The sequence below is a fragment of the Undibacterium sp. Ji42W genome, assembly GCF_049340405.1.
GTDB lineage: Bacteria > Pseudomonadota > Gammaproteobacteria > Burkholderiales > Burkholderiaceae_D > Undibacterium.
This window is the reverse complement of record NZ_JBMPOV010000020.1, coordinates 1-20331: the sequence shown is the minus strand read 5'-3', so window position 1 is coordinate 20331 and position 20331 is coordinate 1. Positions and strand designations below refer to the sequence as shown.

The following is a 20331-nucleotide window of genomic DNA, read 5'->3' as shown; positions in this document are numbered from 1 at the left end:
TAGTATGAGCAAAAAACTTATCCGCTTCAATGCATTCCAGATGAACACTGTCGGGCATCAATCACCCGGCATGTGGCGTCATCCCAAGGATAATAGTCATCACTATACCAGCGCAGACCACTGGACAGAGCTGGCGCGCCTGCTGGAAGACGGCTTGTTCGATACCATCTTCCTGGCAGATGTGCTGGGTGTATATGACGTGTATGCGGGTGACACCGATGCCGCATTGCGCCATGCGATACAAGTGCCACTGAATGATCCGCTGGCGCTGGTGCCACTGATGGCCAGCGTCACCAGCCACCTGGGCTTTGGCGTGACTTGCGCACTGACTTATGAACACCCTTATACCTTTGCACGGCGCATCTCTACTCTGGATCATCTGACAAAGGGGCGCATAGGCTGGAATATCGTGACTGGTTATCTGGATAGTGCAGCCCGTAACCTGGGTCTGCAAAAACAACTGAGCCATGATGAGCGTTATGACTTGGCGGATGAGTACATGGAAGTGGTTTATAAATTATGGGAAAAAAGCTGGGATGATCAGGCTGTCGTGCGCGATAAGGAACGTGGTATATATACTGACCCGGCGCATGTGCACGCTATCCATCATCATGGCAAATACTATAGCGTGCCCGGCATGCATTTGTCCGAGCCTTCACCGCAAAGGACACCCTTGTTATTCCAGGCGGGTAATTCCGCGCGCGGCACCGCTTTTGCGGCACGGCATGCAGAATGCACGTTCGTCAGCGGCCCCAGCAAGCAGGTGGTTAAACGTTATGTCGATGACACCCGCGCTGCATTGAAAACTGCCGGGCGTGAAGCTGGCGATGTATATATCTATGCACAGGCATTGATCATTACGGCAGAAAGCAGCGAGGCTGCAAAAGCCAAATATCAGGAATATCGCCAGTACATTGATATCGATGCTTCACTGGCTTTATTGTCTGGCTGGACAGGTGTGGATTTTTCCAGGCTGCCGCTGGATGCCACGATCGACTACATAGAATCTGAAGCAGGCCGCTCTGCGTTGGCCTCATTCAGTTCTGCTGATCCTGGCAAGAAATGGACAGTGCGCGAAGCTGCAGAATTTATCGCCCTAGGTGGCCGTGGTCCAGTGTTTGTTGGCGATGCCAAGGAAGTAGCGGATCAACTGGAAGCATGGCTGGATGAAACCGGCATTGATGGCTTTAACCTCAGCTTCGCACTGGCGCATGAGACCATCAGGGATGTGGTGAAGTTCATCGTGCCGGAATTACAAGCGCGTGGCCGTTATAAAACCAGCTACAGCGATGGTACTTTGCGCCAACAGTTATTCCAGCGCGGCTCACGTCTGCCAGAAAACCACATAGGCAGGAACACGCATATTCACAACACGCTGGCTGATGCCGCCTGAGAACCTGTTTCCGATCTTGCTGCGCGAGCGTGATCGAAAATAGGTTCTAAAAAGATCGCATGAATAGACCACAATAACATCATCAGGGAACATCATGAAACGCCGCCATTTTCTACAACTGTCCACTGTCGCTGCAACTACTGGCATTGCGAGCTTGCCATCACTCGTCCATGCTGCATCACCGCTCAAAGAATTGCGTCTCGACTATGCCTATTACTCACCAACCAGCCTGGTGTTGCGCCGTTTTGGCTGGCTGGAAGAAGAGTTCAAGGCTGATGGCACGAATATCAAATGGGTACTCAGTGCCGGCAGTAACCGCGCACTGGAATACCTGAATGCCAATAGCCTGGACATAGGTTCTACGGCTGGTCTGGCCGCCTTGCTGGCCAAGGCCAATGGCAACCCGATCAAGACACCGTATATTTTTTCACGTCCTGAATGGACGGCATTGGTAGTGCGCAAGGATTCTGCGATACGCACTTTAGCCGATTTAAAAGGAAAGAAAGTCGCAGCTACCAAGGGCACTGATCCCTATCTGTTCTTGCTGCGCGCCTTGAAGACTGCGGGCCTGAAACGTTCAGAAATTGAACATGTGAGCCTGCAACATGCCGATGGCCGCGCCGCGCTGGAGCAGGGCAAGGTAGATGCATGGGCCGGGCTTGATCCGCATATGGCAGCCAGCGAACTGGAAGCCAATTCGCGCTTGATTTATCGTAATGTTGCCTTCAATACGTATGGATTTTTGAATGTGCGTGAAGAATTCCTGAACAATCATGGCGCGGAAGTAAGCCGCGTATTGCAGGCCTATGAAAAAGCCAGGGCATGGATACGCAATAATCCGACTGAGGCAGCAAAAATTTTGTCTGAAGAAGCCAAGGTCAGTTTACCAGTGGCCCTGTTGCAAATTAAATTGCGTAGCGATTTCAGCACTGCGCTGCCATCGAATGAGCATATACAAGCCTTGCAGGTTGCCGCGCCTATTCTGCAGGATGAAGGTCTGGTGAAACCGGGCGTTGACCTGAGCCGTGCCATACACGATCTCGTCGATACCCGCTTTGCCCAGAAGCTGATCACGGTGTAAACCATACAAACCAGCCAGCATCATGCCACCGACCAGTGTCACTATTATTGCAGAAACGTCTGACTATGCAGTCGCCGCCAGCAGGCAGCGCCCTGCCATGCCGCGTTTCTTGCTAGGCCTGATACTGCCCTTCGCCTTGATCGCACTGGCAGAAGTCAGTGTCAGTCGCGGCTGGATAGCGGCCAATCATTTGCCTGCTCCCTGTGAAATTTTCAGCACTATCGTTCATCTGGCACAGCAAGGACTGCTCGCGCACATTGGCATCAGTAGCGCCAGGGTAGCAGCGGGTTTTATCGCAGGCGCAGGTCTGGCTATCCTGACCGGGTCACTGGTGGGTTTGAGTAATCGTCTGGAGGCGATACTGGACCCCAGCTTCCAAGCTTTGCGGGCGATACCTTCACTGGCCTGGGTGCCTTTGCTCTTGCTATGGCTAGGCATAGATGAAGCGCCCAAGCTGGTGTTGATTGCCATTGGTGCTTTCTTCCCTGTGTATATGGGTGTGGTATCGGGCATACGCGGGGTAGACAGGCGTCTCATCGAAGTGGGCAAGCTGTACCATTTGTCCACCACTGCCATGATCAGGCGCATACTTTTGCCCGCCGCCTTGCCAGCCATTATCACCGGTTTGCGCAATGGCCTCAGCCTGGCCTGGATGTTCATGGTAGCGGCAGAACTGATTGCTGCCAGCCAGGGTCTGGGGTATTTGCTGACCGATGGTCGTGAAACCAGCCGTGCCGATATCGTGCTGGCGGCGATTGCCATACTTGCTGTATTGGGCAAGAGCAGCGACTGGCTCATGCAAAAACTGGAAACGCATTTGCTGGCCTGGCGTGATACTTACCAGCCAGGAAATGGACCCTGAGATGTCGGCATTTTTACCCCCTTTATTGCAAATCCAGGTCGCCAGGAAATCGTATGGCACACGTCACATACTCAAGAACCTGCAACTCAGTGTGCAGCAAGGTGAAATCCTCAGCCTGATCGGTGCCAGTGGCTGCGGCAAAAGCACGCTGTTATCAATCATTGCCGGGCTGGATCGCAATTTTGAAGGACAAATCAGTCTCGATGGTAACAAGCTGCAGGGTGTCAGCCGCGACATAGGCTTCATCTTCCAGGAACCACGCTTGTTCCCCTGGCTAACGGTGGCACAGAATATCGCTTTCGACAGTAATGTCGCCAACCGCGACCAGCCTAAAGTTGCCAGGCTACTGGCGGAAGTCGGTATGCATGGCTATGAGCATGCCCTGCCCAAGCAATTATCGGGCGGCCAGGCACAGCGCGTAGCAATTGCCCGTGGCTTATTCTCCAGTCCCAAAATCCTGCTGCTGGATGAACCTTTTTCTGCCGTGGACGCCTTCACCCGCATGAAGTTGCAGGATTTGCTGATCAATATCGCCAACGAGCATGGCTTGACCATCATTCTGGTCAGCCATGATATTGATGAAGCCCTGTATTTGAGTGACCGTGTCGTACTGATGGAGCAACATACGGTTCAACATAACGCGAGCATAAGACAAGAATTTGCCGTATTGCAGGAAAGACCACGCCAGCGAGCGCATGCGGCTTTGTCAGCGATGAAAATTAATATACTGGAAAGCTTGCACGAAGCACATGCTTTTTAAGTCGATTTAAGTGTACTCACCTCAGTTTTTGTAGCTTTGTAAAATAAAAAGTGCATAATTTTGCAATCCTGCCCGCCTATTGGTAGGATTAGTCCTTTTCATGCTTGCCACAATTGGTACATGAATATAATGCTGACATAAGAGAATGTAATTATTCCTCCTGTGCAAGTATTTGGGCAATAAGCAGATTTACCACTATTTTTTTGGATGCCATGCAAAACAGCCTGACGCGTAAGCCTATTGAAATCAAGATTTCTACTGTTGTTGCTGTTGCAATTTTGTTGCATGACTCCGCTTTTCCTGTGCTGGAAGCAGCATTGAAGGAAATGACCGCGGGTTCGCCAGATTTTTTTGACGACGAATTTGCCGTCATTGATGTGGAAGCCATTACTGAACAGACGCTGGACTGGAATGCGCTGATCCCTTTATTCAAGTCACATGGTTTGAACCCGGTTGCCGTGCGCCATGCCCGTGAAGAAGACCATGCCACCATACGCTCGCATGGTTTGAGCATAGATGTGGTCAGCAAACCCAGGGCAGAGCCTGAACTTAAGCTTGAAACCGCGGTTGATGTGCCAATCGTACAACCAGCCCCGGCACCAGTAGAAATTGCGCCTGGCCCGGCACCCGTTGCAGTTGAGCCACAGGTGATTATTCGCAATATGCCCGCCATGGTGATCGACACTCCCGTGCGCGCTGGCCAGCGTATATACGCACGCGGGGCGGACCTGATCATTACCGCCTCGGTGAATAACGGGGCAGAAGTAATTGCCGATGGCAGCATCCATATTTATGCGCCTTTGCGTGGCCGCGCCCTGGCCGGGGCGACTGGTAACACCCACGCCAGGATTTTTGCCCTGACCATGGAACCTGAACTGGTTTCCATCGCCGGTATTTACCGTACCTTTGAAAACGGCTTTCCGCCGTTACAGCCCCACCATGCGGTTCAAGTTAAACTGAATGGCGACAGTATTGAAGTATCATCAGTGAAATCAGCAGGCTAGTCTGCAGGTTGTACTGGAGATTAGCAGCCTCAATTTTCAGTATCTTCGGATAGATAAAAGGAGTTATTTGTGGCAAGAATCATCGTTGTGACATCCGGTAAGGGCGGCGTAGGCAAGACCACTTCCAGTGCCAGTTTTTCTTCTGGCCTGGCTATGCGCGGCCATAAAACAGCCGTGCTGGATTTTGACGTGGGTTTGCGTAATCTTGACCTCATCATGGGCTGTGAACGCCGTGTCGTGTATGACCTGGTGAATGTCATCAGCGGTGAAGCGACGCTGAACCAGGCCTTGATCAAGGACAAGCACTGCGATAACCTGTTTATTTTGCCCGCCTCACAAACCCGCGATAAAGATGCGCTGACAGAAGAAGGCGTAGAGCGGGTACTGAATGACCTGATCAAGATGGATTTTGAATTCATCGTCTGCGATTCGCCAGCCGGTATTGAGCGCGGAGCTGTCATGGCGCTGACTTTTGCCGATGAAGCGATCGTCGTGACCAACCCGGAAGTCTCGTCCGTCAGGGATTCTGACCGCATCCTGGGTATCATCCAGGCCAAATCCAAACGTGCCCAGGCGGGTGGCGATCCGGTCAAGGAACATCTGCTGATCACCCGCTACTCACCAAAACGAGTGGAAGCCGGTGAGATGTTGTCTTACACCGATGTACAGGAAATCTTGCGCATACCGCTGATTGGTGTTATTCCTGAATCCGAAGCGGTGCTTCATGCGTCTAATCAAGGTAACCCTGCCATTCACATGAAGGGCAGTGATGTTTCAGATGCCTATGAAGACGTGGTTTCCCGCTTTTTGGGGGCAGAAGTGCCCTTGCGTTTCATCAACTACGAAAAACCGGGGCTGCTGCAACGCATTTTCGGAGGCAAATAATATGGCTCTGCTTTCATTTTTATTTAATACCAAACCAAAAACCGCCAATGTAGCGAAGGAGCGCCTGCAAATCATCATTGCGCGTGAGCGCACTGGCCGGGATGGTGGTTATGATTTTTTACCTGCATTGCGTGAAGAACTGATCGCTGTTATTTCCAAATACACCAAGGTGAATCCGGAAGATATCAAAGTATCATTGGATAAACAGGGAAATCTGGAAGTACTGGACGTCAATGTCGTTTTGCCGGAACTGGAATTACGTAGTTAAGTCTTCAGGACACTGACTGGTTTGCAAATACAGGCAGTGCGACAAGGAATTTACTAAAAAACAACAACATCAGCAATGATCGCCTTCTATTAGTGAAAGTTTGTAACAAGAAGTAATTTGTGTTTTATTCACATTTTTTCACAATTACTTATTTTTTCACTTGCTTTCGATATAATGGAAGATATTCCACTTTATTTGCCGGACATCAACGGTAACATCCTATGAGAATCGCTGTACTTGACGACGACAATAACTTGCTCGAATTGGTCTGCACCATACTGAATGCAGCTGGTCATACGACTCACCCTTTCCTGAGCGGAAAAGAGATGCTGCATCAATTGCGCAGGGAGAGTTACGACATGCTGATACTGGACTGGCAAGTGCCAGACCTGAGCGGCACTGAAATCTTGCACTGGGTGAGAGAGAAACTTTCGCCTACGCTACCGGTCCTGTTCATGACCAGCCGCTCTGGTGAAGACGATATCGTCGCAGGCCTGGCTGCCGGTGCCGACGATTACATGATCAAGCCGATACGCCGCAGTGAAATGGTGGCCAGGGTGCAGGCCTTGTTACGCCGCGCTTACCCTACCCAGGCAGCGTCTGAACATTTACAATTTGGCATCTACAAATTTGAGACCCGCGCTGGCCGCGTCAGTGTCAATGATGTGCCTGTGGAAATGACGCAGAAAGAATTTGACCTGGCCCTGCTGTTGTTCCGCAACCTTGGCCGCCCCCTGTCCCGCGCTTACATACTCGAAGCAGTATGGTCGCGCGATGTGGATATCCCTTCACGTACCATGGATACGCATATTTCCAGGGTGCGCAGCAAACTGGAATTGCGGCCTGAAAATGGCTACAGGCTGGCACCAGTCTATAGTTATGGCTATCGCCTCGAACAGATGACACCAGAATAAATACCCCCGGGGCAGCCAAAGCTGCCCCGCTTAGTTTTCCCCATCAAGGAGTCCCGCATGAGACCATGCGCCCCCACGCTCTTGCAAAAGACCCCCTATTGCATGTTACTGAGCCTGGCAATTACTGCCCCTTTTGGCGCTTTTGCCGCTCTGCCCCCCGCTGCTACAGGTACACCGGGCAGTTTTATCAATACCCCGCCAGACATGACTTATTTCGCCCTCCAGGGTGATACTTTGACATCGATCGCCAAACGCTACACCGACAAGACGACCAATTGGCCGATACTGGGCAAGCGCAACAAGATAGGCAATGACAGGGCGATACCCATAGGCACGGCAATACTAATACCGCTGGAACTGTTGCCAGAAGAACCAAGCGAAGCCAAGGTCATTGCCATGACCGGCAACCCGGCTTACAAAGCTGCCGACGGCAGCAGCGGTACGCTGGCCTTGGGCAGCGTCTTGAAAGAAGGCGCGCAGATCAGTACCGATAAAAATGGTTTCCTGACCATGGCCTTGCCGGATGAATCACGCATATCCATACCGTCGAACAGCAATGTCAGCCTCTCCAAGTTGCGCAAGACCAAATATACAGGCAGCCCGCGTACTGAAGTCACCTTGTTGCAGGGCAAGGTAGAGTCACATGTTTCTTCGCTAGTCAGTAACAAGGGGCGTTTTGAAGTGCGCACCAACCTGGCTGTGGCGGGCGTACGCGGCACCAATTTCCGCGTTGGCGTCAATGAAGATGGCATTGCCAATGAGGTGCTGGAAGGCGGTGTTGCCGTCAATAATACCGTCGCCAAGAAGATGGATGAACTTGTCCTCACCACCGGCAAGGGCAATATCGTTTCAGCCGCGGGTGTGGGCAAGCCTGTTGATTTGCTGCCACCACCCATTTTGAATGACAGCTATCTGTTGCAAGAACGTCCTACCCTGCAATTCCAGGTAGAAACCAATCCTGCTGCCACGGGTTATCGCGTGCAAATCGCCCAGGACAAGGACATCATCAATGTGCTGGCAGAAAACCACTACAAAGATACTCGCTTCAAGTTTGATGGCTTTGCCGATGGTAATTACTTTGTACGTATCACAGCCATAGATAAACTCGGTCTTGAAGGCCTGCCACTGGTCAAAGCGGTGACCCTGAAAGCAAGACCAGAGCCGCCTTTCACGGTACAGCCCAAGAACAAGGTACGCGCCGAACGTCTGGATTTTGCCTGGACAGAATCCGGCGATGCCCAGGCTTATCACTTGCAAGTCGCCAAAGATGCAGCATTCAAGAACCTGCTCATCGACAAGCCTGACTTGAAAGAAGTCCAGTTCAGCGCCGACCGCCCTGCCGAAGGTGAGTATTTCTGGCATGTCGCAACGATAGTGCAAAAAAATGGCAAGCCAGATCATGGTCCTTACAGCGATGCCCAGAAATTCGTGGTTTTGCCGGTGACCAGTCTGGCACCGCCGGATGAAGGCAATGGTAATCAATTGTCATTTAGCTGGGCTTCTGAACCGGGACAAAAATTCCTGATACAGATCAGCACTGATCCTGATTTCAAGAAACTGTTCCTGAGCAAGGAACTCGACAAGGCTGAGCTGAAAATCAACCGACCAGATGCTGGTGTTTACTTCATCCGTGTGCGCTCAACTGACCCGGATGGTTATGTCAGCCCCTTCTCATCGACCCAGAAAATCACGCTGCAACAGCGCTGGACCAGTGGGGACGGCTCGCCCATACAGAGTGGCAGCGGCCCTATCGGCACCAATTATTGATACAATCACAGTATAAAAAGGACAGGCAAATTTAGCAGCACCCTATGAAAAACAGCCACTTACAGGTAGAACGTATTGCATTACGCGAGTGGCTGGTTCTCAGTATCCTCATCCTCTGCGTCACCGCTGGCCTGCTCTACTACAAGACCCTGGAGCGAACTGATCTGGTCTTGTATGACAGGCTGATGCAACTCAATTCCCGTCCGGCGCGGGATGACATCATCATCGTTGGCATAGACAGCCACAGCCTTAGCGAACTTGGCAAATGGCCATGGCCGCGTATGCGTCATGCTGAACTCATCAAGCAAATCAGCGCAGCCCAGCCTGTGGCTATCGGCATGGACTTTGTCTTTACGGAAGCTGAAGAGCGCAATGAGCAGGCGCAAAATGGTGACCAACAACTGGCAGAGGCGCTGGTACGCAGCAATAACGTGGTCTTGCCGCTGATCTCGGAAAATGCGGGCAAGGGCCTGACCACGGTGCGGCCCATCCCCTTGCTCGCAAGTGCTGCGCGTCAACTGGCGCATATCAACCTGGAACTGGACAAGGATGGCGTAGTGCGCAGTGTTTTCCTGCGCGAAGGCATGAATGGAGAATGGTGGCCGCATTTTGCGCTGGCACTGGCCGACATCGGTAGCCAGGTGACCCCGGGTACCGAAACAAATTTGCCGGGTGAACGCCTGCCGGCCAGCTTGCGCAATGCAGCACCTGAGCCTGGTACCTGGCAACGCGACTATCTGATCCATATTCCTTTCGCTGGCAGCAGCGGGCACTTCCGCTCTGTGCCTTATGTCAGTGTGTTACGCGGCGAAGTGCCTGCTGATTTCTTCAAGAACAAGTATGTGCTGGTTGGCCCTACGGCCAGTGCCATGGCGGATTCTTTCCCTACGCCGGTATCTGGTAACGAGGGCATGATTTCCGGCGTGGAGATCAATGCCAATATCCTCGCCGCGCTGCTGGACCAGCGCAGCATACATGCGGCACCCAAGCTGTATTTATACCTGCTGAATCTGCTGGCCGTGGCGCTGGCGCTGACGGCTTACCAGATGCTGTCGCCACGCAAGGCCCTGATGGCAACTGCGGTAGTGGCAGTCATCACCATGGTCGGTAGCTGGGCCATGCTCAGGTATGCAGGTTATTGGGCAGCCCCCACTGCGGCCCTGTTTGCGCTCATTCTTGCTTATCCCCTGTGGAGCTGGCGCAGGCTGGAAGCAGCGATACGCTTTCTGGCAGAAGAATTCCGGGTGCTCGACCAGGAACCCCATCTCTTGCCCGAATTTATCGATGAAGATGATGAAGAACCCGCGCGTGCCCTGACCGATACCCTGGAACAAAGCATCAATGCCATGCGTGAAGCAGTCGATCGCGTACGTGACCTGCGCCAGTTTGTCAGCGACAGCCTGGCCAGCCTGCCTGATGCGACCATGGTCACCACTACCGATGGCAATGTCTTGCTGACCAATCAGCCTGCCCTTGATTATTTTGCTGGCATAGGCATGGCCAAGGTCAATGATGCGTTGGTACCCTACCTGTTCGCCAAGATGTCGCCACCAAGCAATGCTGATACCGGTTCAGATGCCAGTTTTAGCTGGTGGGATTTACTGGATATCAAACACACCAAAACCATGTCGCAGGGTATAGAAGTCAGAGACCCGCAGGGCAAGGATTTGCTGATCAAGAGCGCTCCGAGTTACAACGGTGAAAAACAACTGGTGGGCTGGATAGTCAGCCTCATCGATATCACCAGCGTGCGCGCCGCCGAGCGCAGCCGGGATGAAACCCTGCATTTCATTTCGCACGACATGCGTGCACCACAGGCCTCGATACTGGCACTGCTGGAATTACAAAAAGATAGCAGCACGGCCTTGCCGGCGGATGAATTCATGGCACGCATAGAAAGGGCATCCCGCTCCACTTTGGGCCTGGCAGATAATTTTGTACAACTGGCACAGGCAGAGTCCCAGAATTATCGCTATGAAGAAGCAGATTTCCAGGACATCTTGCTGGTAGCGACCGAAGAAATGTGGACACTGGCGCGCAGCAAGAATATCCGCATACAAACAAAAATCCAGGATGAAGAATTCCCGGTACTGGTCGATAACTCACTGATGACCAGGGTACTGACAAATCTGCTGTCAAATGCCATCAAATACAGTCCCAAGAACACCACGATCACTTGTTCGCTGGTGCGTGAGCAACGCCTGGCTGACTCTATCATCGTCTGCTCTATCACTGACCAGGGTTATGGCATTACCCATGCAGACCAGGCTAGGTTATTCCAGCGCTTCCAGCGTTTCAAGACCAGTGACCAGCCCAAGAACGACGGGATAGGCCTGGGCATGGTATTCGTCAAGGCAGTTCTGGACAGGCATCAGGCGACCATCGACTTCACCAGCGTGCCGAATGAAGGTACGACTTTCAATGTACGTATTCCAGCCGATCTGGGATAAATTCCGGCCTTGAGCATGAACAAAAAAGCAAATATTGTCGTATCGCACGTTGTAAAAAAGGCATAACTCTTGGCTTATACGGCTCACTTGATATGCATCAAACATCCGGTCTGAGGAAAATGCTGGTGCAACGCGCTATAATGCAGCCTTACATCCTCCCCCAGCTTATTTCAGCTTAATTGCAATGCAACTGTCTGCTGTTGGCCTCAACCACACGACCGCGCCGCTGTCCCTGCGCGAAAAGGTCGCCTTCTCGCCTGAGCAAATATCTCAGGCAGTGGTGGCTGCGCGTGCCTGGTTTGGTCGTGATGGCAATGTGGCAACGCATGGTAATGAAGCCGCAATCCTGTCAACCTGCAACCGCACAGAACTGTACGCTGCTTGCAGTGGTGCCAATGCCATTGATTCTACTGCACATTTTCTGGCGGATTTTCATCAGCTGTCTTACACAGATTTACGCCCGCATTTGTACACCCTGCCGCAAGACAATGCGGTAAGACATGCCTTTCGTGTTGCTTCCGGCCTGGATTCCATGGTCATTGGCGAACCGCAAATCCTGGGGCAAATGAAAGATGCGGTACGCCAGGCAGAAGCAGCCGGTGGCCTTGGTACGTATTTGCACCAAATGTTCCAGCGCAGTTTCGCTGTCGCGAAGGAAGTACGCACTACCACAGAGATAGGCGCGCATAGTGTCTCCATGGCTGCCGCTGCAGTGCGCCTGTCACAGAGAATTTTTGACAAGATATCTGACCAGCATGTCCTGTTCATCGGTGCAGGCGAAATGATAGAGTTGTGCGCCACCCATTTTGCGGCACAAAACCCCAAGTCGCTCACGATAGCCAACCGCACTCTGGAACGTGGTGAAGCATTGGCCCACCGCTTCAGCGGCAAGGCCATACGCCTGGCAGACTTGCCACAGCAACTGGCGCAATTCGATATCATCGTTTCCTGCACTGCCTCATCCCTGCCTATCATCGGCCTGGGTCTGATAGAACGTGTCGTCAAGGCGCGCAAGCACCGCCCCATCTTCATGGTTGACCTGGCTGTGCCACGCGATATAGAACCTGAAGTCGCCAAGCTGGACGATGTGTTTTTATATACCGTCGATGACCTCGGCACTGTCGTGCAAACCGGGCTGGAAAGTCGCCATGCTGCTGTTGCCCAGGCTGAGGCCATCATAGAAACCCGCGTGCAATCCTTCATGCATTGGGTGGATGGCCGCGCTGTTGTACCGGTGATACAGGATTTGCATGAAAGCAGCGAGCAATTGCGTCTGATGGAGCTAGAACGTGCACGCAAGATGCTGGCACGCGGCGATGATATAGACGCTGTACTGGAAGCACTGTCCAAGGGCATCACAGCCAAGTTCCTGCATGGCCCGCAACAGGCACTGCATCAAGCCAGTGGCGATGAACGCGCCCGCCTGGCAACACTGTTACCTCAATTATTCCGCACCAAGCGTTAGCGACTCGCTACGCCACTTGCCTGTCCGCTTAAGCGCACAGGCAAGTCCCATCTGGGTCAGGCTGACCCGCCCTATCATTAGCGTTATTCGCATCCATCGCTATATAGCAAAAAGAGTACACCATGAAACCATCAATGCTACACAAGCTCGACCAGCTTGCCGAACGCCTCGACGAAGTTGGCCACCTGCTCATGCAGGAAAGTGCCACCAATGACATGGACAGCTACCGCAAACTGAACCGCGAGCATGCTGAACTGGGCCCCTTGGTCGCCCTGTACAACAATTACAAACAAGCGCAAGCCGATATCGCCGAAGCCGAGCTCATGCTCAGCGACCCCGACATGAAGGCCTTTGCCCAGGACGAAATCGAAGCCGCCAAGAGCACCATGCAGACACTGGAGAGTGATTTGCAAAAAATGCTGCTGCCCAAAGACCCGAATGATGAGCGCAATATCCTCATGGAGATCCGCGCTGGTACTGGTGGCGATGAGGCGGCGCTGTTTGCAGGTGACTTGCTGCGCATGTATATGCGATTTGCCGAGCGTAACCGCTGGCAGACAGAGATCATGTCGGAATCACCATCTGAACTGGGCGGCTACAAAGAGGTGATCGTGCGCCTGGCTGGCCAAGGGGTATACTCAAAACTTAAATTTGAATCCGGTGGCCACCGCGTGCAGCGCGTACCTGCAACAGAAACCCAGGGCCGCATCCATACCTCGGCCTGTACCGTTGCCGTCATGCCCGAGGCTGATGAGCTGGCAGACGTGATCATCAACAATGCCGACCTGCGCATAGACACCTTCCGCGCCAGTGGTGCCGGTGGCCAGCATATCAACAAGACTGACTCCGCCGTGCGCCTGACGCATATTCCTACAGGTATCGTGGTGGAATGCCAGGACGGCCGCAGCCAGCATCAAAACAAGGCACAAGCCATGCGCGTACTGGCAACCCGCATCATGGATGGACAGTTACGCGAGAAGCAAGCCAAGGAAGCGGCCACCCGCAAAAGCCTGATCGGTTCCGGTGACCGCAGTGAGCGTATACGCACCTACAATTACCCGCAAGGCCGCATGACGGATCACCGCATCAACCTGACGCTGTACAAGCTCGATTTCATCATGGATGGTGAACTGACAGAGTTGACGACCGCGCTGGTAGCAGAACATCAAGCCGAACTGCTGGCTGAGCTGGGTGATGATTGATAGAAATGACGACAGAAAGGCCGACAAAAATGCAAAGAGAGATGGCTAATAGATATGACAAATAAGCATATCCATAAGACAAAACCAGCTTTCGCGTAAAATCAACAGTATTTGATTGCGCAATTGCATGAAACTGTCGGATACTCGCTGCCACTATCCTGTGATACAGAACTAAAACGCCAGGATTACGTCCAATAACAATTCTTTCATCGCGTTCACCATGAATCTGTCGAAAAAACTTTTGCTGTCGATTGCCCTTACCTGCATAGGCTTACTGGCAGCCGCCATGTATTTGCAAATCGTGGAAAAAATGCTGCCTTGCCCGTATTGCGTATTCCAGCGCTATGCCTTTGCCCTGGTTGCGGTTTTCTGCCTGATAGCTGTCGCCAACGATGGCATTATCCATCGCCTCACGACGGGCATGGCACTGCTATCCGCGCTGGTTGGTCTGGGTGCTGCCGGCAAGCATTTCTGGATACTTGAACACCCTGCCCTGTCCTGCGGTATTGATCCGCTGGAAACTGGTCTGAACAGTTTCTTCCTGGCACAATGGTGGCCAGCCATGTTCAGGGCTGACGGCCTGTGTGAAACACCTTATCCACCTACCCTGGGCTTGTCACTGCCAGCATGGGCGGGAATATTCTTTATATTATTTAGCTTGACGCTGTTGGTGCTGCTGATACGCAACCAAAAGACCAAGCGCGGCATGTTTGGCCCATCACGCTAATGCTGGATTGGCTACAGCCAGGTATTACCCTGGCGGCTTGTGAAAGCGCCAGCCCGCTGGATCGCATAGACACCCGCCTGCTGCTCATGCATGGCCTGGGCCTGACGCGCATACAATTGATCACGCAATCCGAACTGGTACTCAATACAGAGCAACTCGCCATCATGGATGCGTTGTTTTGCCGTCGCATCCAGGGCGAACCCATCGCCTACATCGTGCGAGAACGTGAGTTCTTTGGCCTGAATTTCCTGGTCACGCCGGCTGTGCTTATTCCCCGGCCTGATACTGAATTGCTGGTCGAACTGGCTTTGCAATATGCCCCCGCCCATTCAAGCTTGCTGGACATGGGCACGGGTTCAGGTGCCATTGCAGTCGCTGTCGCACATCAAAGACCAGACCTGCGAGTGACTGCCCTGGACGTCAGCCTTGCTGCCTTGGCAGTCGCGCAAGAAAACGCCAGACGTCATCTGCCCGCAAATAAAATAGATTTTTTTTGCAGCGACTGGTATGCCGTTCTGGCAGGTAAAAAGTTTCACACTATCGTCAGCAACCCACCTTATATCGTGGTCAATGATGCTCATTTACAACAAGGTGACTTACGCTTTGAACCCATCCATGCCCTGACAGACCATGCTGATGGCCTGTCTGCCTACCGTCAGATCATAGGCCAGGCGCATTTACACTTGCAGTCAAATGGCTGGCTGTTGCTTGAACATGGCTATGACCAGGCAGAAGCTATGCGTAGCTTATTAACGCAAAACTGCTTTACTGAAGTACGAAGCTGGCGGGATTTGGCGGGGATAGAAAGAGTCTCAGGCGGCAAGCTACTGATGCAGACATAAAAAATGGCACCCTTGATACGGGTGCCATTTTTTTTATACAGGAAAAACTTAGTTCCTGGATGGGAATATGCCTTCCATCGCGATGATGTAGTTCAAACCCAGGTATGGTTGCATCACGGTGTTGGTTGAAGTGACAGTCACAGGGAATGCTGTAGGTGTGCCTGAACCTGTATTTGCATTGGTCACAGCAGCGGTACCAACGATTGCTGTCGTGACACCACCCAAAGCTATCGGAGCTGTTGGCGCTGTCGAAGCAGGCAAGAAAATAGCTGCGCCAGATGCCCCGCCAGCAGTATTGGTCAAGCCGCCATTATTTGCTACCACTGCCAGGCCACCATTAGTTGCTGTGCCAACATTTACAGTCGTATTCGCTGTTAATCCAGTGACATCTACTGTTGCAGTATGGGTATGCGCAGGCAAATTCGCTACTGTTAACGTCACACTGCCTGTACCAGTAGAGATGGCTGTTACATTGTTAGTGCCGGCTTTTTCACCTTGCGAGACATTGGCAATACCTGGGCCCGCACCCTGGGAACCAACTACTACACGGCCACGCAAGTCAGGGATGCCAAAAGTAGCCTGGCCGTCACCACCATACATCGTGCCCAACAAAGCAAACATGGCTGAGTTTTGGGAAATAGCGACAGTCTGACCATTGCAGAACAGCCAGCCACGAGGTGGATAGTTAAAGCCTACGGCCAGTACAGTACCCATAAATGCATCCATTGCATACTCCAATTCAAGTTATCGTTCAAATAGGGATTGTGCTATCTAGTCTCTTCTGCATTCACCCCTATCAAGGAACATGAATTCAGAGCTTTCATCAATGGCTCTCATATGCAAACAAACAAGCAATTTCAAAAAAAGCAAACCAATTCTACAACCCTTATATGAAAAACACACTGCAAATTTTGCATCATGATGCTACTTAACAAATTTTAACTTTCAGTCGGAATCGCTCTAGTTGACTATACTTTTCCTCGCAGAGTTGTACAAAATCTGAAGTGGGTTTTGTTAGCACCGCATCCCCTGACTGAGGATCACCTGTAAAACTGGTGTAGCGGTGCTTGGAATGCAGGCCTGAACGTTCTTTCAGTTTCGCCAATGATTGTTCATCACAATCAAGTCGAAACCGGCCTAGCAAATCCTCCCACATTACCCCGGGCAATTGCTGATAATTCAGCAGCAGCAAATCCTCAGCCACCGCATGTTCAAGTCCTGCGCAAAACATGCTGTGCAACACGCTTGCCGCGTATACATCAAAATCTGCTGCCGCGATTTCTGTATCCTCAACTTGCAGTCGCGTTGTATTAAGCAGGCCAGGTATCATTTGCGGCCCCCGCTGACGATAGTGCGAGGCAAGCACGGCTTGCGGTTCGCGGTATAGAAAGATCATGGGAACGTCAGGATAAGCCTCGCGCACAAAGGGTATCCAGGGCAAATGCCAGCTATCGAATTTGATAAAAAAATGGCTGTCTTCTGTCGAGCGCCGTTGTCCAAGCGCAGCAATGAGGTTCTGAAAAACCGATGTTGCGTTCTGGAATTCAGGATGCTCGTGAAGGTAACGAAAAAATGCGTCGATGACTGGCGGCTCTGACATCACTATGCACTGCGGCAGCGACGCCAGCATTTGCGTCAGCAAGGTAGAGCCGCAGCGTGACACATGAAAAATAAAAGCCGCAGGCGCCAATCGCGGCATGCACTCAATTTGCGCAGGCAAACTTTCCAGTATTGTCTGACAAACTTGCCTTTGCTCGCGGCTTTGCTGGTTCAGGGTATCAAGAAAAAACGATTCCAGGAACCGCGCCTCTCCCAGATGGCGCCAGTGTAAAGTGCCTTTCAAGGCATCAATTGCTACCGGGTACCAACCCAGCATTGAAGACAATTGATCTGCACTTATTTGCTGGCCACGCAACAATGCTCTGTCTTCGGCTGCGAAGCTCGTTTTGATACTCATGCGTTTCATTTCCATATTCAGCCCGGTGATGCCTGCCCCAGCCTGATGGCATCAAGGCGACTGGCAATTTGCAAGCCTGCGCTTTGCCCGGTGGCACGCAACATGGTGATGACTTCCAGCACATTACCGTCGTGAATGGCCGGGTCATCATATTTTGGCCTGGGCCTGGCGACCCAGCCGGCATCAAGAAACAATTGCTCCAGCCAGACGTTGCTGACGCAATCTATCATCAAATGCACCCTCGCCTGACTACCCGGATTGACCACCCCATGCAGGCATGCCGCATTCAGATACCAGGTATCGCCAGCAGAAAAATGCACTTCTTCACCATCAATCTTGAACAGCACATCGGGCGTCGTAGTGACAGGTACATGCAGACGGGTAATGCCATCCTCCAGAGAAGTACCATCGTCCCTGTGCTCTTTGATGATGCCGCCGGCTTCCAGAGACATCAGGCGCACGGAAGTTTTTTCACATTGAAACGTATCGACCACTTCCCGTAAATACGGGCAGGTTTGCATGAGTGCAGTATCCTCGAAATTGCCTTCATTCACAGGCATGATGTGATCCATGCGGCCATCAACAGCGCGCAAGGGCAGGCAAGTCCAGTTGTTGATGTAGGCATTGGTATTGAAATGCCTGATCCATTCAGATGCTTCAAGTTGCTGCAGCTCTGCACGCAAACGGGATAGGTCAAAACTGAAAGGCAACTTCAGGTAGCGACTAGGCCGAGACATCAAGCTGCCCTTGTTTTTTCATGTTACTAGCCAGGGTAGTGGCTGATACTACGTCGGCCAAGACCTCAGATCCTGTCGAAGCATGGGCGCGCCATTGCATTTGCTCAAACAGTTCATCAGTACTAAGTGCGACAAATCCCGTCTGCAAATACAGACCCCGCGCCGCAAAATTGGTTTGCTCAACAGCGAGACTGACACTTTTGCCGTGATTTGCCGCGTGTGCCTGCAAAGCCTGCAACATTGCCCTGGCGATGCCCTGGCGATGCGCAGCGGGAATAATCGCGATATCCACCAGGCGAACATCATTGCTGCCTGTATCAATAATGACACGCCCAACTGGCTGACCATCATCTTCAATCATCAAATGCAGGGCTTCAGGGTAATTCAGCCTGATACCCTCCATCTGCACATGCTGTTGCATTTTGATCATTTGCGCGATGAAGGCCGCATCCATCGGCATGTGCCGCAAATCCTCACGGCGGCTGGCGTATAAGGCGTCCAGGAAAGCCTGATCATCGTCATTGACTTTACGCAACGCTAGAGCAGCAGGTAATTTATACACAAGCACCCCCAAGCTGGTTAAAATAACATGCTTGTCATCCTGCCTATGCTTGTGTTTTCTTGCAAGTGAAACTTTTCAACACTCAGACCATGTCCATTACCCTAGAACAAGTTCTCCCCCTGATCGGCAATAAGTTTCAACTCGAAACCTCGAATGGCATCATTCATCTTGAACTGGTCGAAGCCGAGGAACGACCACGTCGTGGGGTGCCTGAATCTTTCCGTACGCCCTTATTGTTGATTTTTGCAGGCTCATCCAGCCAGCCACTGGCACAAGATAATTATTTCATCGAACACCCTGCATTAGGCAAGCAAGTCTGGACTATCGCCCCTACGCTGGCAGACCATGCCAAGGGGCAATATCAACGCCCACATCAGGATGGTGGCACTTGTGTTTATTACCAGGTTTTCTTTAATTAATTTCCTCCGCTGCAAGGCTTTTCTTATTGCCTATGCGACATTCAAATTTTTCATCTAAATTGCTTAATTAATTAGCAGTTTTTTGTTACATTTGCCCGCAAAAAAATTTTTCAATGTTATTATTGCAGTTAATTTTTTAACATTGAATAATTTATCTTCTTGATTCAACAAGATAAATTGCAAGTCAGAAATATCGGCTATCAAACTGAATGACGGCGAGAAGTCTTGTTGTAATGCCCCTGAACCCAGTCCTTGATTTCTGATTTGTTACGTATCGGGTATTTGCTTAGTCCCGATTTTTTTAGCTTATCGGTGGTGTGCGGATGCCTGGAAGTAATCAAACGGAAAGCAGTACTGAACCTGCTGCAAACAAAGTCAAAACCTGGTGGCTAAGTGGTCTGCCCGGCGCGGGGAAGACGACACTTGCGCAAAACCTCGCCATGCATCTGCGTGGGCTATCTATCCCGGTTTGTGTGCTCGACGGTGACGAAATAAGGCAGGGCTTATCCAAGGATCTCGGCTTTAGCCTGGCCGACCGTGAAGAGCAAGGCCGCAGGACAGCAGAAGTCGCCCGCTTGCTCAACCTGAACGGTATTTCTGCGATTGTCGCCCTGGTTTCTCCCAGCATGCGAGGCCGGGCTTTGGCGCGTGGCATTATTGGTCATGACAAATTCATAGAAACCTATATCTCAACGCCTTTACACATTTGCGAACAACGTGACCCCAAGGGCTGGTACGCAAAAGCAAAACAAAATCCCGCATTGCAATTGACTGGTATCAGCGCTCCTTATGAAGCACCCACTACAGCTGAATGCGTGATTGATACCAGCCAGACCGAATTAGCGGCTGCCATCCAACAACTCTCTTCTTTCCTGAAAGCATAATCACTGCATGGCACAAGCTACCTATCATTTCATCTCTGGTCTGCCACGTTCCGGCTCTACCTTATTGGCTGCTTTGTTACTGCAAAATCCACGCTTTCATGCCGGGATGACCAGCCCTGTCGGCACTTTATATACCAGCTTGCTGCATCAGT

General features: G+C 51.7%; 20 protein-coding genes. 16 read left to right on the top strand and 4 right to left on the bottom strand.

Annotated features, from left to right (window positions below; genetic code table 11):
• Positions 1 to 4: 4 nt before the first annotated feature.
• From ACO0LG_RS28020 to prmC, 14 genes are all read left to right on the top strand, one after another.
• The gene (locus ACO0LG_RS28020; protein ID WP_423031678.1) at positions 5 to 1393 is read left to right on the top strand and encodes an LLM class flavin-dependent oxidoreductase; all 1389 of its coding nucleotides are present in this window, start codon (positions 5 to 7) and stop codon (positions 1391 to 1393) included.
• A 94-nt stretch (positions 1394 to 1487) separates the two neighbouring features.
• The gene (locus ACO0LG_RS28015; RefSeq protein WP_423031676.1) at positions 1488 to 2474 is read left to right on the top strand and encodes an aliphatic sulfonate ABC transporter substrate-binding protein; all 987 of its coding nucleotides are present in this window, start codon (positions 1488 to 1490) and stop codon (positions 2472 to 2474) included.
• Positions 2475 to 2496: 22 nt separating this feature from the next.
• Positions 2497 to 3336, top strand: coding sequence for an ABC transporter permease (locus ACO0LG_RS28010; RefSeq protein WP_423031674.1), 840 nt, complete (start codon positions 2497 to 2499; stop codon positions 3334 to 3336).
• 1 nt (position 3337) lies between these two features.
• Positions 3338 to 4096 carry an ABC transporter ATP-binding protein gene (locus ACO0LG_RS28005; protein ID WP_423031672.1) on the top strand — a complete coding sequence of 253 codons (759 nt, stop codon included), beginning with the start codon at positions 3338 to 3340 and terminating at the stop codon, positions 4094 to 4096.
• A gap of 212 nt (positions 4097 to 4308) precedes the next feature.
• Positions 4309 to 5100, top strand: coding sequence for a septum site-determining protein MinC (minC, locus tag ACO0LG_RS28000; protein WP_423031670.1), 792 nt, complete (start codon positions 4309 to 4311; stop codon positions 5098 to 5100).
• 69 nt (positions 5101 to 5169) lie between these two features.
• The gene (minD, locus tag ACO0LG_RS27995) at positions 5170 to 5985 is read left to right on the top strand and encodes a septum site-determining protein MinD (protein WP_423031668.1); all 816 of its coding nucleotides are present in this window, start codon (positions 5170 to 5172) and stop codon (positions 5983 to 5985) included.
• Position 5986: 1 nt separating this feature from the next.
• Positions 5987 to 6253 carry a cell division topological specificity factor MinE gene (minE, locus tag ACO0LG_RS27990; protein WP_186950806.1) on the top strand — a complete coding sequence of 89 codons (267 nt, stop codon included), beginning with the start codon at positions 5987 to 5989 and terminating at the stop codon, positions 6251 to 6253.
• Between the two features lie 221 nt (positions 6254 to 6474).
• Positions 6475 to 7167: a response regulator transcription factor gene (locus tag ACO0LG_RS27985; RefSeq protein ID WP_162043428.1), complete on the top strand. Its 693-nt coding sequence runs from the start codon at positions 6475 to 6477 to the stop codon at positions 7165 to 7167.
• A 57-nt stretch (positions 7168 to 7224) separates the two neighbouring features.
• On the top strand, positions 7225 to 8934 hold the full coding sequence (locus tag ACO0LG_RS27980) for a FecR domain-containing protein (protein WP_423031665.1): 1710 nt from the start codon (positions 7225 to 7227) through the stop codon (positions 8932 to 8934).
• A gap of 44 nt (positions 8935 to 8978) precedes the next feature.
• A complete protein-coding gene (locus tag ACO0LG_RS27975) occupies positions 8979 to 11384 on the top strand; it encodes a CHASE2 domain-containing protein (protein WP_423031663.1) in 2406 nt (801 codons plus the stop codon).
• Positions 11385 to 11568: 184 nt separating this feature from the next.
• Positions 11569 to 12849, top strand: a complete 1281-nt coding sequence (gene hemA / locus ACO0LG_RS27970) for a glutamyl-tRNA reductase (RefSeq protein ID WP_423031661.1) — start codon at positions 11569 to 11571, stop codon at positions 12847 to 12849.
• Between the two features lie 122 nt (positions 12850 to 12971).
• The gene (gene prfA / locus ACO0LG_RS27965) at positions 12972 to 14051 is read left to right on the top strand and encodes a peptide chain release factor 1 (protein ID WP_423031659.1); all 1080 of its coding nucleotides are present in this window, start codon (positions 12972 to 12974) and stop codon (positions 14049 to 14051) included.
• A gap of 220 nt (positions 14052 to 14271) precedes the next feature.
• The gene (locus tag ACO0LG_RS27960) at positions 14272 to 14778 is read left to right on the top strand and encodes a disulfide bond formation protein B (protein WP_423031657.1); all 507 of its coding nucleotides are present in this window, start codon (positions 14272 to 14274) and stop codon (positions 14776 to 14778) included.
• The gene (prmC, locus tag ACO0LG_RS27955) at positions 14778 to 15620 is read left to right on the top strand and encodes a peptide chain release factor N(5)-glutamine methyltransferase (RefSeq protein ID WP_423031655.1); all 843 of its coding nucleotides are present in this window, start codon (positions 14778 to 14780) and stop codon (positions 15618 to 15620) included. Before ACO0LG_RS27960 ends, prmC begins: the two co-directional genes overlap by 1 nt.
• Before the next feature lie 48 nt (positions 15621 to 15668).
• On the opposite strand, the gene ACO0LG_RS27950 is transcribed toward prmC, so the two are convergent.
• The 4 genes from ACO0LG_RS27950 to ACO0LG_RS27935 form a co-directional block, all read right to left on the bottom strand.
• Positions 15669 to 16346: a phage tail protein gene (locus ACO0LG_RS27950; RefSeq protein WP_423031653.1), complete on the bottom strand. Its 678-nt coding sequence runs from the start codon at positions 16344 to 16346 to the stop codon at positions 15669 to 15671.
• A gap of 202 nt (positions 16347 to 16548) precedes the next feature.
• Positions 16549 to 17577: a sulfotransferase gene (locus ACO0LG_RS27945; protein WP_423031651.1), complete on the bottom strand. Its 1029-nt coding sequence runs from the start codon at positions 17575 to 17577 to the stop codon at positions 16549 to 16551.
• 17 nt (positions 17578 to 17594) lie between these two features.
• The gene (locus ACO0LG_RS27940) at positions 17595 to 18314 is read right to left on the bottom strand and encodes an aspartyl/asparaginyl beta-hydroxylase domain-containing protein (protein ID WP_423031649.1); all 720 of its coding nucleotides are present in this window, start codon (positions 18312 to 18314) and stop codon (positions 17595 to 17597) included.
• Positions 18301 to 18876, bottom strand: coding sequence for a GNAT family N-acetyltransferase (locus ACO0LG_RS27935; protein WP_423031647.1), 576 nt, complete (start codon positions 18874 to 18876; stop codon positions 18301 to 18303). Before ACO0LG_RS27935 ends, ACO0LG_RS27940 begins: the two co-directional genes overlap by 14 nt.
• 89 nt (positions 18877 to 18965) lie before the next feature.
• Between ACO0LG_RS27935 and ACO0LG_RS27930 the strand changes: the two genes are divergently transcribed.
• Together ACO0LG_RS27930 and cysC are read left to right on the top strand one after the other, a co-directional pair.
• On the top strand, positions 18966 to 19295 hold the full coding sequence (locus ACO0LG_RS27930; protein WP_423031645.1) for a DUF6916 family protein: 330 nt from the start codon (positions 18966 to 18968) through the stop codon (positions 19293 to 19295).
• A gap of 323 nt (positions 19296 to 19618) precedes the next feature.
• A complete protein-coding gene (gene cysC, locus ACO0LG_RS27925; protein WP_423031643.1) occupies positions 19619 to 20179 on the top strand; it encodes an adenylyl-sulfate kinase in 561 nt (186 codons plus the stop codon).
• Positions 20180 to 20331 lie beyond the last annotated feature (152 nt).